The sequence below is a fragment of the Pseudoxanthomonas kaohsiungensis genome (assembly GCF_010211765.1).
Taxonomy (GTDB): Bacteria; Pseudomonadota; Gammaproteobacteria; order Xanthomonadales; family Xanthomonadaceae; genus Pseudoxanthomonas; species Pseudoxanthomonas kaohsiungensis.
In genome coordinates this window covers 167,118-184,614 of sequence record NZ_PDWO01000007.1, presented here as the reverse complement: position 1 = coordinate 184,614, position 17,497 = coordinate 167,118, and the positions used below count along the sequence as shown (strand labels likewise).

Here is a 17,497-nt window from a genome sequence, read left to right as displayed (position 1 = left end):
TTGTCGGCCTCGCGGAGGATCTTGACCATCTGGTCTTCGGTGAATCGGGACTTGCGCATGGGCTCCTCGCTCTGTCGGGAGCCATCCTCTCAACTTTCAACTGGTCCGAAAATCACCCGGCAGGTCAGACCCGATGGTGGAGCGCTTCGAGTGCTGGGCCAGACGTCGGCTCGCGCAGGGGTTCTCGCTGGCCGAGGCGGCCAGCGCCGCGGGCACAAGCGAGCGCACCTTGGCGCGGCGGCTGCAAAGCGTTTTGGGAAAGACACCGCTGTCGTATTTCCAGGACCTGCGCGTGGAGCATGCCGTCCATCTCTTGCGCACCGGGAACGCCAGCGTCGACCAGGTCGCCGCACAGGTCGGGTACTCGGATGGGGTGACCCTGCGGGCCCTGTTGCGCCGCAAGCTGGGCCGGGGTGTCAGGGAGTTGCGACGCGGTGGATGACCAAAGGCGTTTGGTGCATGTACGGCTGGAGACAGCCGCGAAACTGTCGGAAGCAAAGGCTTACCCACTTGCGTATACCACATCGTGCGTTGGGTGCAAAAGCACCAGCCTTGCCAAAATGGTCTTCAGTGACCTTTCAAAGGTCAGAGTATTGGGAATACTGTTAGCTTTACCACTGTTTTCTGTTCACTAATCTGGGTTCTCATCCACATGCTATTCAATCCACTTCAAGTAGGTTCTCTCACCCTGCCCAACCGCATCCTTCTGGCACCACTGACACGCGCCCGTGCCGACGCTGGCCACATGCCCAACGCGCTGATGGCCGAGTACTACAGCCAGCGAGCCACCGGCGGCCTGCTGATTTCCGAATGCACCATGGTGGCGCCCGGTACATCGGCCTTCGTCAATGAGCCTGGCATCTACAACGACGCGCAGATTGCAGCCTGGAGGCAGGTGACCGACGCGGTGCACGCCAAGGGCGGACGCATCTTCATGCAGATCTGGCACGCTGGCCGCGCAGCCTACCCTGGCGCTGCCGATGGCGCCCCCATTGTCTCCAGCAGCGCCACCGCTATTGAGGGTGAGATCCACACGCCCCAAGGCAAGGTGCCGCACGCGGTGCCCCGCCCCCTAACCGTCGAAGAGATTCCCGGCATCGTGGCTGCGTTTGCTCAAGGCGCACGCAACGCCATTTCCGCCGGCTTTGATGGTGTGGAAGTACACGGCGCCAACGGCTACCTGATTGACCAGTTTCTGCGCGACACGCCCAACCAGCGCACCGATGCTTACGGCGGATCGCTGGAAAACCGTGCACGTTTGCTGTTCGAGGTACTCACTGCCGTGACCCAGGCGATCGGTTCCGAACGTGTGGGTCTGCGCCTGTCGCCCCTCAACAGCTTCAACAGCATGAAAGACAGCGACCCGCTGGCCCTCATCGGCTTCGTGGCCGATAGGCTCAATGCCTTCAAGCTAGCCTACCTGCACGTGATGCGCGCCGATTTCTTCGGCGTGCAGAAGGCCGATGTCATGCCCGTAGCGCGTGAAAAGTACAAGGGTGTGTTGGTGGGCAATATGGGTTACAGCGCTGATGAGGCAGAGGCAGCTATTGCCGAAGGTAAGCTTGACGCTGTGGCCTTTGGCACCGCCTTCCTGGCTAACCCGGACCTGCCCGCACGCATCAGGGCCAAGGCACCGCTGAACGCGCCTGACTCCAACACGTTCTACGCAGGTGGCGCCAAGGGCTATACAGACTATCCGACACTGCAGGTCGCGTAAGTCACCGCCCCAGAAGACCGAAGGAACGAGCCACTTTATACCCAAGGCTCTGCCCTTCGATCTTGCGAAGCTGTGAATCGATGGCGTCTACCGAGTGTTGTGCGCCATCACGATCTTTAATTGATAAGTTGCCTCGGTTTGCTTCGCCGCCCGCCGAACTCGTACATCGTCTCCGGCTCAGGTAGTGCCGAGGCCGATTTGGGAGGGCGACAGCACCACCATCGTTTCACCGCCCGCAGCCCAGCCCGTGCCCGACGTCATGGAGGATTTGCTCGCGATGGTGGGCTTGGGTGATTCGGCCGGCGTTGGCCAGGATGCCGAGGAGTTCCTCCACACCCCCGCGCCAGCAACAGCCGCGACGTCCATTCCATCGCCTGCACCCGCGCCTACGCCTGGGCCATCGGCAACGAAGCCATCCGGGGAACAGTTCATGGTTTGGCTGAAGCAGGGAATCGCCTCACGACGGTTCATCATCAACGACGCGAAGGCACTCGTGCATACGGTGAATGACACGGCCTACCTGGTCAGCCCGGGTGTGTTCCACACGCTATGCGCAGGAGCATCCCGAAGTGGCCGCACTCGCCAAGCAGGAGAATCAACAGGATTGGCAGTGGGTGCAGAAGCGCTTCGAGAAGCTGCAGCTACATCGAAAGCAGCCCAGGACTGAACACTTGCACCTGTGAAGTCACGGGCCCGAGGAAGTCCCGCCGACTGCATGGCTACCTCCTCGAAGATGGGTCCTTGGCACTCGCCGAAATACCGCCCAACAACCCCTATCTTGCTCTGACTCAGGAAGGATGACGCGATTCGGGCATTGATCGCCACCGTCGTGTGGCGACGATCAAGGCCCCGCGAAAATTGGCAACATTTGGCGAACTGAGCTACTCGGCCCGCGCCAACTCCTGTGCAAGGAACGGAGCGGTTCTGCTGCCAGACGTTCGGGCCACCTGCTGAGGGGAGCCCGCCACCACGATGCTGCCGCCGGCAGCGCCTGCACCAGGCCCCACGTCGATCACCCAATCGGCCTGGGCCACCGCGCGCATATCGTGCTCGATCATCACCACGGTGTTGCCGGCATCGACCAGGCGCTGCAACTGGATCAGCAGCCGGTCGGCATCCGACGCATGCAGCCCGGTGGTCGGCTCGTCGAGCACGTACAGGCTTCGGCCGCGCTGGCTGCGCTGAAGCTCGGTCGCCAGCTTGATACGCTGCGCCTCGCCACCGGAAAGCTCGGTGGCCGGTTGCCCCAGGCGCAGGTAGCCCAGTCCGATATCTCGCAGCAGTTGCAGTGGCCTTGCCACAGCGTCTTCACCCGCGAAGAATTCGCTGGCTTCGTCCACGGTCATCTGCAGCACCTCGGCGATGTTGCGCCCGTTCCATTGCACCTTCAGCGTGGCCTCGTTGTAGCGTGCGCCATGGCACGTCGGACACGGCGCGTACACGCTGGGCATGAACAGCAGTTCCACGCTGACGAAGCCCTCGCCCTCGCAGGTCTCGCAGCGCCCCTTGGCGACGTTGAACGAGAACCGCCCGGCGTCATAGCGGCGGCGTCGCGCATCGGGCGTGGCAGCGAACAGCTTGCGCACATGGTCGAACAGGCCGGTGTAGGTGGCCAGGTTGGATCGGGGCGTGCGCCCGATCGGTTTCTGGTCCACCTGCACCAGACGCTGTACGGCGTCCACGTCGCCCGCCAGATGGCCGCCGGTCGCTTCGATCACTGCCGGCCCTTCGCTGGTGGCGCTTTCGGTTACATCGTCTTCCGGCTCGTGGCCCAGGTGCAGCAGCATCAGCTCCGGCAGGGCCTGCGCGACGAGGCTGGACTTGCCCGAGCCGGAGATGCCGGTGACGGCCGACAACACGCCCAGCGGAATGCGCGCATTCACGCCATGCAGGTTGTGGCGGTGAATGTCCTGCAGCTCCAGCCAGCCGGTCGCTTCGCGTGCCCGGCGTCCCGGCGCGGGGATCTCATCGAACAGGTAGCGTGCAGTACGCGATTCGGCAATCTTGCGCAGGCCATCCGGCTCGCCGCTGTAGAGCACGCGGCCGCCACGCTCCCCAGCATCCGGCCCGACATCCACGAGCCATTGCGCGCGGCGCATCAGGTCCAAGTCGTGCTCCACCACGAACACCGAGTTGCCGGCGTCGCGCAGCCGGTCGAGCGCGTCGTACAGGGCCTGGCTGTCGGAGGGGTGCAGGCCCGCGGAGGGCTCGTCGAGCACGTACACGACACCGAACAGCAGGGAACTCAATTGCGTGGCCAGCCGCAGGCGCTGCAACTCGCCGGCCGAAAGCGTCGGCGTGGCGCGGTCCAGCGTCAGGTAGCCCAGGCCCAGCCCACGCAGTTGGCGCAGGCGTGCCATCACGCCACCGGCTAGGCGCTGCGCGGCGAGGCGCTTTTCTTCCGATAGCGCCGAGGTGCGGCGCACGTCGGGCGATACCGCATGGACGGCGCGACCGGTTGCCGCGCGTTCGGCACGGTCGCGTCGGGTCGCCTCCTTGTCCGTAGCCGCCCCCGCTGCATGGGCGCGGAAATCGCCCTGGGCGATGGGTTCGAGCAAGGCCGCCAACTGGTCCAGCGGCATCTGCATGAACGCGCCGATGTCCACGCCGGCGAAGGTGACCGACAGCGCCTCGGGCTTGAGCCGCTTGCCGTGGCAGGTGGGGCACGGTTTGCCCTCCATGAACCGGGACACGCGCTTTCTCATCAGCGCGCTCTGGGTGTTGGCAAAGGTGTGCAGCACATACCGCCGGGCGCCGGTGAAGGTGCCCATGTAGCTCGGCTCCATCTTGCGCTTGAGCGCGGCGCGGGTCTCGGCAGGCGTGAGGCCGGCGTACACCGGCACCGTCGGTGTTTCCTCGGTGAACAGAATCCAGTCGCGATCCTTCTTCGGCAGGTCCTTCCACGGTCGGTCAACGTCGTAGCCCATGCTGACCAGGATGTCGCGCAGGTTCTGGCCTTGCCAGGCGGGGGGCCAAGAGGCGATCGCCCGCTCGCGGATGCTCAGCGACGGGTCCGGCACCATGCTGGCCTCGGTCACCTCGTACACATGGCCGAGGCCGTGGCAGGTCGGGCACGCTCCCTGCGGCGTGTTGGGCGAAAAATCCTCGGCGTACAGCATCGGCTGGTTGGCCGGATAGGCGCCGGCGCGCGAATACATCATCCGCACCAGGCTGGATAGCGTGGTCACGCTGCCCACAGAGGAACGCGCGTTGCTGGAGCCCCGCTGCTGTTGCAGCGCCACCGCCGGCGGCAGGCCGTCGATCGCATCGACGTCCGGTACGCCGGCCTGGTCGATCAGTCGCCGCGCATAGGGGGCCACCGACTCGAAGTAGCGCCGCTGGGCCTCGGCATAGATGGTGCCAAAGGCCAGCGAGGACTTACCGGAGCCGGAGACACCCGAGAACACCACCAGCGCGTTACGCGGGATGGAGACGTCCACCTCCTTGAGGTTGTTCTCGCGCGCGCCACGCACCTGCACGAGGCCGCTGGCCGCAGCGGTACAAGAGGATTCACCGAAAGAATTGTTTGGCATGTTCTTATCCTGTAGTTCGTCCCGCTCAGGACGGGACTTCCTGAGTCCGGGTGCCGCGGCGGCTGGCTTCGAGCGCTGCGGTGACAGAGCGGGCGTCGTAGCTGCCGCGCAGGCGGCGACCCTCGACGAAGAACGTCGGCGTGACATGCGCTCCGCTGGCGACCGCACTGGCGAGGTCGCGCTCGACACGCTCGATCACCGCAGGGCTGTCGAGATCCGCGATGAACCGATCGACGTCGAGCCCAAGCTCTGCGGCGTAGCCGATCAGATCCTCGCGCTCCAGCGCGTGCTGACGGGTGAACACGAAGTCCAGCCACGGCCAGAACATCCCCTGATTCGATGCCGCCTCGGACGCCCGCGCGGCGATCGGCCCATGCGGGTGGTGCGGCAAGTGGCGCACCACATACCGCAGGTCGTCCCCGAAGTGGGCGCGCAGATCCTCCCAAGAACCGGTAGCGTGCGCACAGTACTCGCACTCGAAGTCCACGTACTCCACCAGCGTGAGCTGCGCGTCCTCTGGCCCGCGAATGTGATCGACCTCGGGATCGACCGGCGGCTCAAGCACCATCGGCAGATCGGCGTTCTCCTCACCCCACCGCTGGGCGGCGACCTTGAAGATGAGCCACCCGAGCAACGTGGCGAGCATCATCGACACGAGCACGCCGACCGTCGCCTGGCGGCCCAGGTCGGAAGTCGTGCCGAACGCGAGCCCGATGATGAGCAGCGACACGGTGAACCCGATCCCGGACAGTGCCGCACCACCGAACACGCTCCCCATTCCGACGCCCTCGGGCAGCCGGCCCAGGCCGAGACGGACGGCGACGAGCGTGGTGAGCCCGATGCCCAGGAGCTTGCCGAGCACGAGCCCCGCGATGACGCCCCAGGTCACGGGCGAGCCGAAGGCCTCGGCGAGCAGCCCGCCACGCAGGTCCACCCCGGCGTTCGCCAAGGCGAACACCGGCACGATCAGCAGCGCTGTCGGCAGCCGCAGGAACTCGTGCAGCCGCTCGTTCACCGAGATACCCTGGGACAGCCCGCAGTCCACCGCGCGAGCCGATGCGGCACTCGGAGACTGCCAGAAGTCGCGGAACAGTTGTCTTGCCGCAACGACCCCGTGACGTTGCGTCGCATAGGCGGGGATCAGCAGCCCCGCGGCCATCCCGGCGAGGGAGGCATGGATGCCGGAATACACGGTTGCGAGCCACAGCACGATCACGATCAGCACATACGGCATTGCCCGCCACTGGCGGGTGCGCCCCAGCAACCACAACCCGACGAGACTGGCAAGGGCGATCAGCAACGGGACGACCCGGATCTCCTCGCTATAGACGATGCCGATGATGGACACGGCGAGGAAGTCATCGACCACGGTCAGGGTGAGCAGGAACACGCGCAACTGACCAGACAGCCGCGGACCGACGATCGCCAGGGTGCCCAGCATGAACGCCGTATCGGTACCGACCACCGCCCCCCACCCGTGCAGGCCCTGACCTCCGGCCAGCCCCACGAGCAGGACATACACCAGCGCGGGAAGCACAACACCCGCGACCCCCGCGATCAGGGCGAGACGGGCACGGCTGCGGTCCCTGAGCGACCCGTGGGCGAATTCCTGACGCACCTCCAGGCCGATCAGGAAGAAGAAGACGACCATCAGGCCATCGTTGACCCAGTGATGCAGATCCATGTGCAGGCCCAATGGCCCAAAGTTGAACCCGACGTCCAGGTGCCACAACCCGAAATAGGCATCGGATAGCGGCGAGTTCGCCCACGCCAGCGCCACAACCGTGACGATCACCAGCAGCACCGCCGCCCCAGACTCGGTGCGTAGATAGCGGGCAACTCGTCTCCGTCTGATATTCGGAGAGGATTCACCGAGAGAAGCGTCTGGCATGTTCTTATCCTGTAGTTCGCGAGGTAGCGATGGGACGATTTCGGGGGGGGATGTCGGTCAAGCGTCCGGGCTTGGCGGCGTCGCGTCATCGAGCGAGCGCAGCCAAGTAAGCCTTTCTCCCAGCCGTCGCTCGACGCCCCTGTCCGTTGGCTGGTACCAGCCCGGCCGCGCCACGCCCTCGGGAAAATAGGTTTGCCCAGCGGCATAGCCGTTGGGCTCATCATGCGCGTAGCGGTAGCCTTCGTGATAGCCCATCTGCTTCATCAGCTTCGTCGGCGCATTGCGAAGATGGAGCGGCACAGGCTGGGAGCCGCTGCGCTTGACGAATGCCTTGGCCTGATCCCAGGCCGCATAGGCGGCATTCGACTTGGGGGCCAGAGCGAGGTAAGTCACCGCCTGGGCCAGCGGTATCTCGCCTTCGGGCGAGCCCAGCCTGTCGTAGGCCAGCGCGGCATTGAGTGCCAGTTGCAGCGCCTGCGGGTCGGCATTGCCGATGTCTTCGCTGGCCATAACCACCATGCGGCGGGTCACCTGGCTCACGTCGCCGCTGCCGTCGAGGATGCGGGCCAGCCAATACAGGGCCGCATCGGGGTCGGAACCCCTCAGCGACTTGTGGAAGGCTGAGAGCTGCCAGTAGAACTCGTCGCCACCTTTGTCGAACCTGCGCAGCGATGGACTGGTGGACAGTCTGGCGAACTCGCCATCGACCACGACCTTGCCAGCGCCCGACGCAGCATTCGTCACCTGCTCAAGCAGATTGAGGAAGCGCCTGCCGTCGCCATCGGCAAAGCCCATTAGCAGGTCCAGCGCGTCCGCGTCCAGCGTGACGCCCTGGAGATGCGGCAGCGCGCGTTCATAGAGCTGGTTCAGTTCGTCGCTGGACAGCGGTTCGAGGGTATAGACCTGCGCGCGCGAGAGCAGTGCGGAATTGACCGCCAACCCCGGATGCTCGGTCGTCCCCCCCACCAGGGTCAGGAGCCCCGACTCGACATGGGGCAGCAGGGCATCCTGCTGCGCCTTGTTGAAGCGATGGATCTCATCGACGAAAAGCACCGTCGATCGACCATGGTTGTCCAGTTCGGCCTGGGCCTCGTCGATGGCTTGCCGGATGTCCTTCACCCCGGCCAGCACGGCCGAGATGGCGATGAATCGGCTGTCGGTCGCACTGGCGGCCAGGCGCCCTAGGGTGGTCTTGCCCACGCCTGGCGGCCCCCAGAGGATGAACGAGTGCAACTTGCCCGCCTCGAACGCGAGACGCAGCGGCTTGCCGGGGCCGAGCAAGTGCCGTTGCCCGACGAATTCGTCCAGCGTCTTGGGCCGCAGGAGTTCGGCCAAGGGAGGCTTGGGCTTTGTCGTGAATAGATCGGTCAAGTTCCTCTCCCTGGCATTTCTGATAGTTGACGTTCCGATAAGGTGGGCACCTCAATCCAGAGAGCCGGATTTATCCAACGCCGTGGGCTCTTTGTCGGCAATCGCATGCATGATGATGCGAGAGCCGCGGTAGCCGATGCTGTGGTTCCATACCCAGCTCAAAGCGACACTGAGACGATTTCGCGTGCCGATCAGAAAGTAGATGTGCGCCAGCTTCCAGATCCACCACGCAAAGGCACCACGCAGCTTCACCCGCCCCATGTCAATCACCGCCAGGCTGCGGCCGATGGTGGCCAGGTTCCCCTGATGCCGGTATTTGAAAGGCCCGTCAACGGGCTTGCCCTTCAAACGCCGTCCAATCAGGTTAGCGACGTACTTCCCTTGCTGTTTGGTGGCCGGGGCGATGCCCGGCACGGGCTTCCCATCGGCCATGGTGCACGAGGCTGTATCGCCGATGGCGAAGACCTCCGGGCGACCGGCCACCGTCAGGTCAGGGCCAACGACCACTCGACCAGCACGATCAGACGCAGCGCCCAACCAGCGAGCCGCGGGAGACGCCTGGACTCCGGCGGCCCAGACGATGGTCTTGGCCGAAAGGGGCTTGCCGCCATACACCACGCCGTCGGCCGAGCATTCGGTGACCGGAGTACCCAGCACGACCTCGACCCCGAGTTTTTCGAGTGCCTGGCGCGTATAGGCCGAAAGATCCTTTGGAAAGACCGACAACAGACGCGGGCCAGCCTCGATCAGTACAACCCGCGATGTGCTCGGGTCGATCGAGCGGAAGTCACGCGCCAGCGTGTCTCGTGCCAGCTCGGCGATGGTTCCGGCCAATTCAACCCCGGTGGGACCACCACCGATGATGACGAACGTCTGCAGCGCGGCACGCTGCTGAGGATCGCTCGTGCGCTCAGCTTCCTCGAAAGCCGCGAGGATTCGGCCCCGAATGGTCGTGGCATCTTCCAGCGTCTTCAACCCCGGCGCGAAAGCCCCCCATTCGTCGTGTCCGAAGTAGGCATGGGTAGCACCTGTCGCGAGCACGAGCGTGTCGTAGGTTTGCCGCATTCCATTGTTGAGAATGACCTGACGCGCGTCCTGGTCGATACCTTCCACTTCCGCCATCAAGGTGTTCACTTCCGGGCGATTTCGGAAGAGATAGCGAATAGGCCAGGCGATCTCGGATGTCGAAAGTGACGCACCTGCGACCTGGTAAAGCAAGGGTTGGAACAGGTGATGATTGCGCCGATCGATGATCGTCACATCGACCTCGACACCAGCAAGCTGGTTGGCAACCTCGATCCCGCCGAAGCCCGCTCCGATAATGACGACGTGATGTCGGTTTTTGGAGGTCTTTGTCATGACCCGATCTCCTCTCTCAGCGTTTCAGCGCCGATGCGTGGTGTGCCATATGCTCGCCAATGAAGCTGGCAATGAAGTAGTAGCTGTGGTCGTAGCCTGGGCGCAGATTCAACGTGAGCGGGTGCCCCGTCTCGTCGCAGGCTTTGCGCAGCAGGTCGGGCTGAAGCTGGCTCTCCAGGAACTCGTCGCCCAAGCCCTGATCAACCAGCAACGGCAAACGCTCCTGCACGGTGCGAATCAGCTCCACGGTGTCGTACTGCTTCCACACTTCCCGATCGCTGCCCAGGTACGCCTCGAAGGCCTTGTGCCCCCAGGGAACCTGGGTGGGGGCGACGATGGGCGAGAAGGCCGAGACGCTTCGATAACGGCCCGGGTTGCGCAGGGCGATGACCAGAGCGCCGTGTCCTCCCATGGAATGGCCGCTGATGCTCCGCTCCGCTGTCACGGGAAAGTGGGCCTCGATCAGCGCCGGCAATTCCTGCACGACGTAGTCGTACATCCGATGATTCGCTGCCCAGGGTTCCTGTGTGGCGTTGACGTAGAAACCCGCCCCCTGTCCGAGGTCATAGGCAGGATCGTCGGCAACGCCTTCGCCGCGAGCACTGCTATCGGGCGCGACGACGGCAATGCCATGTTCGGCCGCGTAGCGCTGGACGGCGGACTTGGTGATGAAGTTCTGCTCGGTGCAGGTGAGGCCTGAAAGCCAGTACAGCACCGGCACCTTGCCGTGCTGTGCCTGCGGAGGCAGATAGACGCCGACCTTCATCGTGCAACCGAGCGTCGTGGATTCATGCTGATAAACGTCCTGCCAACCATCAAAGCTGGCGTGATGTTCGATGCGTTCCATGTAGTTCTCCTATGTTCAAACGGACGGCGCAGCTCTCGCGCGCCAGGACGGCAGCTCGTCAGGAAGATTTCTCTTCCGCTGCCGTGTCGCCGTGGGCGTGTCTGATCCTGCGCACGATCCACCAGATCGTCAGCATCACCGCAGGCACCAGAACCGCCATCACCGGCGCCACGCTGTCGTGAACCATCGGAATGCCCTTGAGCAAATAGCCGAGAAGACTCACGACGTAATAAGAAATTGCCGCGACCGACAGGCCTTCGACGGTTTGCTGAAGGCGCAATTGCATCTTGGCCCGGTTGTTCATCGACGCAAGCAGATCGCGGTTCTGGCGTTCAAGCTCGACGTCGATCCAGGAACGCAGCAACGCGATGGCGCGGGTCAGCTTGTCGGAGAGCTTGGTCTGGCGCTCCTTTACGGATTGGCATGTCCGCATGGCGGGAGCGATGCGACGCTGCAGGAAATCCGCCCAGGTGCAGTACCCGGATACGGCCTCTTCCGAAAGCGCTGCCAGCCTTTCCTCGACGATCTCGTAGTAGGCACGACTGGCGCCGAAGCGATAGAGATTCGCCGCAACGCCAGCTTCCAGTTCGGCAGCCAGGCCGGTCAATTCGGACAGCAGCACGTCGCTGTCGCGCCGTTCCACCAAGCTCGTACACATCTCGTCGGTGATCGCCGCAAGGCGCGACTCCATGCGTCGCAGTTCCGACGTCATCGATCGTGTCAACGGCAGGGACAGCAACGCCAAGGTGCGGTAAGTCTCGATCTCCAGCAGACGTTGAGCCAGCGCACCCGCCCGCGCCGGGGTCAAATCGCGGGCAAGGACGAGGATCTGCGTCAGGCCATCCTCATCCTGTCGAAAGTCGGTCAGGATGGCGGCAGAGCCGTTCTCCACCAGCGAGTAGCACAGGCTGGCAGGATCGAAGCGATCGACCTGCTTCTCCGTTTCCGGCGTCCACGGAAGAAGTCTCAAACGGATGCCGGATACGACCGGGCCGGGAGGAACAAATCCATGCTTGAACGGATTTTCGCCGCACGGCTCTCCCGTCTCGGAATCCAGCGAAGCGCACCAGAGATACGTTGAGAACTCGGTGTGCTTTTCACAGTGCAGGTCTCCCTCATCCCATGTCACGCCGTGAAGCGGCGTAGCGTGGTCGGGCTCGGCAACGCCGAAGCGATGAGACAACTCACTCATCGCCATCTGATCCCTGGCCTGATCGCCTTCGGTCATGAAAGCGAGCTGCAATATGCCGCGGGGGGCCTGAATCAACAGATGCGGGCGCGCATGCACTTCACCCACGGCCGCAGCACGATCGGCATAGGCCGGCATGCCGTACACGGTGGCGGTCGGGGCGGGTTGTACGGTCGTCGTATTGATGTTGGCCGGCTCTTGCATAACGACCTCATTTCTCATTGGTTGAAAAACACGCTTCAAAGCAAATGCCCGCAGCCATGCGTTTCGCACATGGCTGCGGGCCGATCTTCATGAGCAGGCACCGCTCTACACGGTCCGTCTAATAGGCTCGCCGTGTAGAGGCTTGTGCTGGCCCTTTCAGAACGCCCTCAGCTTCCTAGCTTTCAGACGAAGGTGTACGCGCAAACCTTGTTGCCCGCCGGATCACGCAGGTAGGCCGCATAGGCACCCGGCAGGTGGCCACGCGGGCCAGGCTGGCCCTCGTCGGTGCCGCCTGCGGCAAGGCCGGCGGCGTGGAAGGCATCCACTTCGGCGGGAGTGGCGGCCGCAAAGCCGACCGTCACGCCGTTGCTGGAAGGCGCTTCACCATTGCCCGGACGGGCGATGATGAAAGCCGGCTTTTCGCGACCGAAAAGCACCCATCCGTTGCCGAAAGGACCGAGGTTCTTGATGCCGAGAGCACCCAGAGCGGCGTCATAGAACGCGGTCGACTTCTGGACGTCGGCGGCGCCGACGAAGACGTGCGAGAAGATGCCGTCGCCGGAAATGACAGGATTGGACATGATTAATTTCCTTGGTGGTTGGTGTTGAATGGATAGTGGGTGATCAGTAGTGGATCACCGTGCGAATCGACTTGCCTTCATGCATCAGGTCGAAGGCCTTGTTGATGTCGTCGAGGCCCATGGTGTGGGTGACGAACGGGGCGAGATCGATCTCGCCTTTCATTGCGTCTTCCACCATGCCCGGGAGTTGGGTGCGCCCCTTGACCCCGCCGAAAGCCGAACCCTTCCAGGTGCGACCGGTGATCAACTGGAACGGGCGGGTAGAAATTTCCTTGCCAGCACCAGCCACGCCGATGACGATCGACTGGCCCCAGCCACGGTGGGCTGCTTCCAGTGCCGAGCGCATCACGTTGACGTTGCCGATGCACTCGAAGGTGTGATCGACACCCCAGCCGGTCATCTCGATCAGAACCTCGTGAATCGGCTTGTCGAAGTCCTTCGGATTGAGGCATTCGGTCGCGCCGAAGGTACGAGCCAGTTCGAACTTCGCCGGATTGGTATCGATGGCGATGATGCGGCCCGCTTTGGCCTGGCGTGCACCTTGAATCGCAGCGAGACCGATGCCGCCGAGGCCGAAGATGGCCACCGAGTCGCCGGGCTGTACCTTGGCCGTGTTGTGCACGGCGCCGATGCCGGTGGTCACGCCGCAGCCCAGCAGGCAGACGTGCTCGGGGTTGGCTTCCGGGTTGATCTTGGCCAGCGAGACTTCGGCGACGACCGTGTATTCGCTGAAGGTCGAGCAGCCCATATAGTGGTAAAGCGGCTGACCGTTGTACGAGAAGCGAGTCGTACCATCGGGCATCAGCCCCTTGCCCTGGGTTGCGCGAACCGCGACACACAGGTTGGTCTTGCCGGACTTGCAGAACAGGCACTCGCCGCATTCGGCGGTGTAGAGCGGAATGACGTGATCGCCAGGCTTCACGCTGGTCACACCTTCACCCACCTCCACGACGATACCCGCACCCTCATGACCCAGCACGACCGGGAAGAGACCTTCGGGGTCGTCGCCCGACAAGGTGAAGGCGTCGGTATGGCAAACGCCGGTATTCGTGATCTTGATGAGCACCTCGCCCTTGCGCGGCGGCTCGACGTCGATCTCGACGATTTCCAGCGGCTTTCCTGGCCCGAAGGCAACTGCTGCACGTGATTTCATGATGTCGCTTCCTTTACTAGCTAACTAAATTTGCCCTCACCGAGGGCACCCTGGTGCCTCTACCGCAGATAGGAGCGGACGATAGAGATGGTCTCGTCAATGGACTTGTTCTGCGAATCGCTCCTGATTTCGCTACTGGGAAACTCTTCCCGCAGATAGCTCTCCAGAACCGTTGCCATCAAACCGTTGACCGCGCCACGAACGGCCGCAAGCTGCTGAAGAATTGCAGGACATTCCGCACCTGCATCAAGCGCTTGCTCAAGAGACGCTACCTGACCTTTGATGCGCCTGATGCGCGTCAGTGCTTGCTTCTTTTCTTCCGGGCTGTGTGGCATCGAACACCTCTCTACTTGGGTACACCGCCGCACTATACCATACCCCCCCATAGTATATGCGGCCGAACTTCGCCACAAAATCTGTGCTCTTCGAGCACTCTTACAGGCTAGTTCAGGTTTGTTCTCAAGAAGCGCAAAACATTCAAATCAATGAATATTTCTTGCATGTATCGACAGCATCGGTGCAAGTTCAAAACTGGTCAAACTGGAAAAATCTATACACAGATAGATATGACCTATCTAAGCCGACTCATCGAGTTGAAACTATCAAGATGAGACCGGCTAGGCGACCTGATGACCCGAGTGTCGAGCTTTCCGCAGTGCAGGCAACATCTGTCCGTCCCAGTCACGATCGACCGCAACCTGGGCCTGTTCTTGGTTTCGGTCGAGTGCTTCAACATCAAGATCACCGATCGCCCATGTCTGCGTGCCGCAAGTAGTCGCGAGAATGCCATCCTCGGGGAATCCACGATCCATGGGTGCATAGATCGTGGCCTCGCCAGTGTTCGTGTCCAGCGCCGGACTCCAGTCAGCAGCTCCGGTCGTCACGGCCTGTGCGACGAACATCCGGTTCTCCAGTGCCCGCGCCATGCAGCCCACACGAACCCGGGTTGCACCTGCCCTCGTGTCCGTACAGCTCGGGACCAACAGCAGGCGTGCACCCGCCTCTCGCTGGGCTCGCACAGGCAATGGAAACTCACTGTCGTAGCAAACAGCGATGCCGGCACGCACGCCATTCAGGTCGAACACCTTGAGTTCGTCGCCCCCCTCGATGACGCCAGTGTCTTTCTCGAACCCCGTCAACTGCAATTTGTCCTGGTAGTCACGCGTGCCGTCCGGCGCAAACCACCACGCCCGGTTGCGATAGCGATCCGGTCCAACCCGGGTCAAGAACGTACCGGCCTGAATGGTCATGCGCAGCTCGCGCGCCAGGTCGGCGTACAGCGCCAGCCACTCGGATTGCAGCGTTTGCAGCGCGGCCAGCGAAGCGTTCAAGTCGCGGCTGATTTCGGGCGCGAACGTTGACGCCAGTTCAAGCGACAGGTATTCGGGCAGCACGGCCAGTTCGACGCCGGCACCGCATGCTTCTCTCAGGATCTGGCGCTGGCGTGCGGCAAAGGCCTCGAAGTCGGCGGGGTTGCCAACCGCGTACTTGGCGACGGCGATCTTCATTGCCCGGCCTCCAGCGGACGCAGCCACATCGTCAGCGTCTGCTCGGATTCGTGCGCTTCGCCGAGCTGTTTCCACGGCAGCCTTACCTGCATGTCCGGCTGCCGCGTGTACCCACGGCGGGTCCAGAACACGTCGTTGCCGCGATAATCGGCTGGCCGCCGTGGATCATCGCTTGCCCGATTCACCGATGCGAACGAGGTCCAGCGGATGCCACCCAGCGAACGGGCATGCGCCTCGCGCTCATCGAAGAAGCGATGCCCAAGGCCCTGTCCGCGGAACGCCGGGAGCAGGACGGATTCACCGCAGTAGAACACCTCCTCCACCGGGATGCCTCGGTCGAGGAACGGCGCCTGGAAGGCCGGTTCGGCTTCGCCTAGCGGCAATCCGGTGGATGCCCCCACCACCGCGTCGCCGGCGAGCACGAGCACCAGCACGCTGCCTGCCGAGCGGGCATAGGTGGCGAGGTAATGCTTCTCGTACTCGACGTCGCCCTCGTAGAGGTAGGGAAAAGCGCGGAAGACCTCGGCGCGCAGGCGTGCCACGTCGTCGAACCACTCGACCATGTCGGCACCGCGGCGGACCAGCACGCGAATGTCACCCGCCATGTCAGCGCTTCCCGCCAACCTGGGCGATCCAGTCGTCCAGGTTGTAGTAGTTGGTGACGCGCGCGATTTTGCCGTCACGGACGTCGAAGAACGCGCCGCCCGGCAGCACGTAGCGCTGGCCTTCGGCTTCCGGCAGCCCCTCGTCGGTCACCTTGTACTCGCCGTGCACCACGTATTCGGCGCCCGCGCGCAGGCCGTCGGCGCTGACCATCACCACGATGTCCCGCAACTGCTCGCCGTAACAGCGATCCATGCGTTGCAGGAAGGCGCGGAACGCATCGCGGCCGGTTTCGCGCGCTCCTTGGTTCAGGTCGTGGGAGACGTCATCGGTCAGCATCGACAACATGGCCTCGCGGTCGCCGCGATTGAAGGCGTCGTAGTAGGCGGCAATCAGATTCGAAGTGTTCATTCGGGTTCCGTGTGCATGTGGGAGGATCCGGGGCATCCCGGAATGAGGACAAGTTTGGGAGACGGCTCAGGCTATGTATATGGAAGTATTTCGATTTCATAATTCCTCAGTATGGAATAAAGTCGAACATCGCAACCAGCCGAGCAGACGCATCGTGAACAATGAATTCGAACTGCTACGCATCTTCCGGGTGACGGCCGAGAGCAGCAGTTTTCGTGACGCGGCGGTCCGGCTCGGAACGTCTCCACAATGCGTCACACGTGCCATTCAGCGACTGGAGCAGCACTACGGCGAGGTGTTATTCCATCGAAGCACGCGGCAGGTACGCATCACGGCCTTCGGCGAAGGGTTGCTGGAGCAGGTGCGCCCCGCGCTGGAGCAGGTTGAGGAGCTATGGATCGTTCCTGGCGCCGATCAGCAGGCTTCCGTGTCCGGCACTGTTCGTGTCACCGCACCGCATAGCCTGGGGACCAGGGCTGTGCTGCCTGCATTGGAGCGGGTTGCCAAACGTCATCCCGACATCATGTTGGATGTGCGCTTGTCTGATCGCGTCAGCAACGCGGTCGACGAGAAGATCGATGTCGGGATCAGGGTCGGGTTCATGCGCGACAGTCGTTTCGTCGCGCGCAAGGCTGCCGATATGCGCCTTACAATCGTTGCAGCTCCGCGCCTGATCAAGAAGGTGGGAACACCGGATGGAGTCGATGAACTGGCCGGTTTTCCGGTGACCGCGGCCATCGACATCAATACCGGGCGACCGTGGTCCTGGCACTTCAGTGCAGGACGCCAGTGGACGCCTGTGTCGCCAGCCTTCATCGCGGACAACGCCGACATGGAAATGGGCGCCGCATTGGCCGGAATTGCGTTTGCTCAATTGGCGGACTACATGGCGGCCCCGTATATCGCCAATGGAAAACTGGTGCGGGTTCTGCAGAAGGACGAGCCGCCGGCTTGGGGCTTGTATGTCTATCGGCCTCAGCGCGCCCCTGTGTCAGCGAGAGTCCGGGCCGTGTTCGATGAATTGCAGACAGCGATTGGGTCGTTGCCGGTTTTGCCTTAGCAGGCTGTTGAGAAACTCCCTGCGAGATCCGTTGTCATAGACGACCTCAATTGACCGCGCCCCGCAAGCG

At 63.1% G+C, this 17,497-nt stretch carries 15 protein-coding genes and 2 pseudogenes; 5 read left to right on the top strand and 12 right to left on the bottom strand.

Annotated elements, in window-relative coordinates; translation table 11 throughout:
* Positions 1-133 precede the first annotated feature (133 nt).
* The 4 genes and pseudogenes from CSC66_RS09740 (at position 134) to CSC66_RS17825 (ending at position 2,518) form a co-directional block, all read left to right on the top strand.
* Entirely contained in the window at positions 134-442 is a 309-nt protein-coding gene (locus CSC66_RS09740) for a helix-turn-helix domain-containing protein (RefSeq protein WP_202935623.1), read from the top strand.
* Positions 443-652: 210 nt separating this feature from the next.
* A complete protein-coding gene (locus CSC66_RS09735; RefSeq protein ID WP_162377198.1) occupies positions 653-1,717 on the top strand; it encodes an alkene reductase in 1,065 nt (354 codons plus the stop codon).
* 259 nt (positions 1,718-1,976) lie between these two features.
* A pseudogene (locus CSC66_RS17830) lies at positions 1,977-2,207 on the top strand (conjugal transfer nickase/helicase domain-containing protein); the annotation flags it as partial.
* Positions 2,208-2,223: 16 nt separating this feature from the next.
* Positions 2,224-2,518 (top strand): annotated as a pseudogene (locus tag CSC66_RS17825) (conjugal transfer nickase/helicase domain-containing protein).
* 80 nt (positions 2,519-2,598) lie between these two features.
* On the opposite strand, the gene CSC66_RS09725 reads toward CSC66_RS17825, so the two are convergent.
* The 12 genes from CSC66_RS09725 to CSC66_RS09670 all read right to left on the bottom strand — a co-directional run bounded on the left by CSC66_RS09725 (position 2,599) and on the right by CSC66_RS09670 (position 16,367).
* Positions 2,599-5,250: an excinuclease ABC subunit UvrA gene (locus CSC66_RS09725; protein WP_162377206.1), complete on the bottom strand. Its 2,652-nt coding sequence runs from the start codon at positions 5,248-5,250 to the stop codon at positions 2,599-2,601.
* Between the two features lie 25 nt (positions 5,251-5,275).
* Complete coding sequence (gene nhaA / locus CSC66_RS09720) at positions 5,276-7,141, bottom strand: Na+/H+ antiporter NhaA (protein ID WP_162377197.1); 1,866 nt, start codon at positions 7,139-7,141, stop codon at positions 5,276-5,278.
* A 57-nt stretch (positions 7,142-7,198) separates the two neighbouring features.
* Entirely contained in the window at positions 7,199-8,476 is a 1,278-nt protein-coding gene (locus CSC66_RS09715) for a replication-associated recombination protein A (protein ID WP_425501057.1), read from the bottom strand.
* A gap of 87 nt (positions 8,477-8,563) precedes the next feature.
* Positions 8,564-9,871: an NAD(P)/FAD-dependent oxidoreductase gene (locus tag CSC66_RS09710; RefSeq protein WP_162377195.1), complete on the bottom strand. Its 1,308-nt coding sequence runs from the start codon at positions 9,869-9,871 to the stop codon at positions 8,564-8,566.
* Between the two features lie 16 nt (positions 9,872-9,887).
* The gene (fghA, locus tag CSC66_RS09705; protein WP_007182551.1) at positions 9,888-10,718 is read right to left on the bottom strand and encodes an S-formylglutathione hydrolase; all 831 of its coding nucleotides are present in this window, start codon (positions 10,716-10,718) and stop codon (positions 9,888-9,890) included.
* 58 nt (positions 10,719-10,776) lie between these two features.
* On the bottom strand, positions 10,777-12,111 hold the full coding sequence (locus CSC66_RS09700) for a DUF3422 family protein (protein ID WP_162377194.1): 1,335 nt from the start codon (positions 12,109-12,111) through the stop codon (positions 10,777-10,779).
* 182 nt (positions 12,112-12,293) lie between these two features.
* Complete coding sequence (locus CSC66_RS09695) at positions 12,294-12,692, bottom strand: VOC family protein (RefSeq protein ID WP_131700613.1); 399 nt, start codon at positions 12,690-12,692, stop codon at positions 12,294-12,296.
* Between the two features lie 43 nt (positions 12,693-12,735).
* Positions 12,736-13,845 carry an S-(hydroxymethyl)glutathione dehydrogenase/class III alcohol dehydrogenase gene (locus tag CSC66_RS09690; protein ID WP_162377193.1) on the bottom strand — a complete coding sequence of 370 codons (1,110 nt, stop codon included), beginning with the start codon at positions 13,843-13,845 and terminating at the stop codon, positions 12,736-12,738.
* A 59-nt stretch (positions 13,846-13,904) separates the two neighbouring features.
* A complete protein-coding gene (gene frmR, locus CSC66_RS09685) occupies positions 13,905-14,180 on the bottom strand; it encodes a formaldehyde-responsive transcriptional repressor FrmR (RefSeq protein ID WP_162377192.1) in 276 nt (91 codons plus the stop codon).
* Positions 14,181-14,462: 282 nt separating this feature from the next.
* Complete coding sequence (locus CSC66_RS09680) at positions 14,463-15,353, bottom strand: carbon-nitrogen hydrolase family protein (RefSeq protein WP_162377191.1); 891 nt, start codon at positions 15,351-15,353, stop codon at positions 14,463-14,465.
* Positions 15,350-15,916, bottom strand: a complete 567-nt coding sequence (locus CSC66_RS09675; RefSeq protein WP_425501056.1) for a GNAT family N-acetyltransferase — start codon at positions 15,914-15,916, stop codon at positions 15,350-15,352. The genes CSC66_RS09680 and CSC66_RS09675 overlap by 4 nt, the downstream gene beginning before the upstream one ends.
* A gap of 43 nt (positions 15,917-15,959) precedes the next feature.
* Entirely contained in the window at positions 15,960-16,367 is a 408-nt protein-coding gene (locus CSC66_RS09670) for a ketosteroid isomerase-related protein (RefSeq protein WP_162377190.1), read from the bottom strand.
* Positions 16,368-16,521: 154 nt separating this feature from the next.
* Between CSC66_RS09670 and CSC66_RS09665 the strand changes: the two genes are divergently transcribed.
* On the top strand, positions 16,522-17,427 hold the full coding sequence (locus CSC66_RS09665; protein WP_162377189.1) for a LysR family transcriptional regulator: 906 nt from the start codon (positions 16,522-16,524) through the stop codon (positions 17,425-17,427).
* The last annotated feature ends 70 nt before the right edge of the window (positions 17,428-17,497 follow it).

Bases quoted from the DNA above. Each gene is read 5' to 3' on its own strand.
- CSC66_RS09740 (WP_202935623.1), top strand. From the start codon at position 134: ATGGTGGAGCGCTTCGAGTGCTGGGCCAGACGTCGGCTCGCGCAGGGG.
- CSC66_RS09735 (WP_162377198.1), top strand. From the start codon at position 653: ATGCTATTCAATCCACTTCAAGTAGGTTCTCTCACCCTGCCCAACCGC.
- CSC66_RS09725 (WP_162377206.1), bottom strand. From the start codon at position 5,250: ATGCCAAACAATTCTTTCGGTGAATCCTCTTGTACCGCTGCGGCCAGC.
- nhaA (WP_162377197.1), bottom strand. From the start codon at position 7,141: ATGCCAGACGCTTCTCTCGGTGAATCCTCTCCGAATATCAGACGGAGA.
- CSC66_RS09710 (WP_162377195.1), bottom strand. From the start codon at position 9,871: ATGACAAAGACCTCCAAAAACCGACATCACGTCGTCATTATCGGAGCG.
- fghA (WP_007182551.1), bottom strand. From the start codon at position 10,718: ATGGAACGCATCGAACATCACGCCAGCTTTGATGGTTGGCAGGACGTT.
- CSC66_RS09700 (WP_162377194.1), bottom strand. From the start codon at position 12,111: ATGCAAGAGCCGGCCAACATCAATACGACGACCGTACAACCCGCCCCG.
- CSC66_RS09695 (WP_131700613.1), bottom strand. From the start codon at position 12,692: ATGTCCAATCCTGTCATTTCCGGCGACGGCATCTTCTCGCACGTCTTC.
- CSC66_RS09690 (WP_162377193.1), bottom strand. From the start codon at position 13,845: ATGAAATCACGTGCAGCAGTTGCCTTCGGGCCAGGAAAGCCGCTGGAA.
- frmR (WP_162377192.1), bottom strand. From the start codon at position 14,180: ATGCCACACAGCCCGGAAGAAAAGAAGCAAGCACTGACGCGCATCAGG.
- CSC66_RS09680 (WP_162377191.1), bottom strand. From the start codon at position 15,353: ATGAAGATCGCCGTCGCCAAGTACGCGGTTGGCAACCCCGCCGACTTC.
- CSC66_RS09675 (WP_425501056.1), bottom strand. From the start codon at position 15,916: ATGGTCGAGTGGTTCGACGACGTGGCACGCCTGCGCGCCGAGGTCTTC.
- CSC66_RS09670 (WP_162377190.1), bottom strand. From the start codon at position 16,367: ATGAACACTTCGAATCTGATTGCCGCCTACTACGACGCCTTCAATCGC.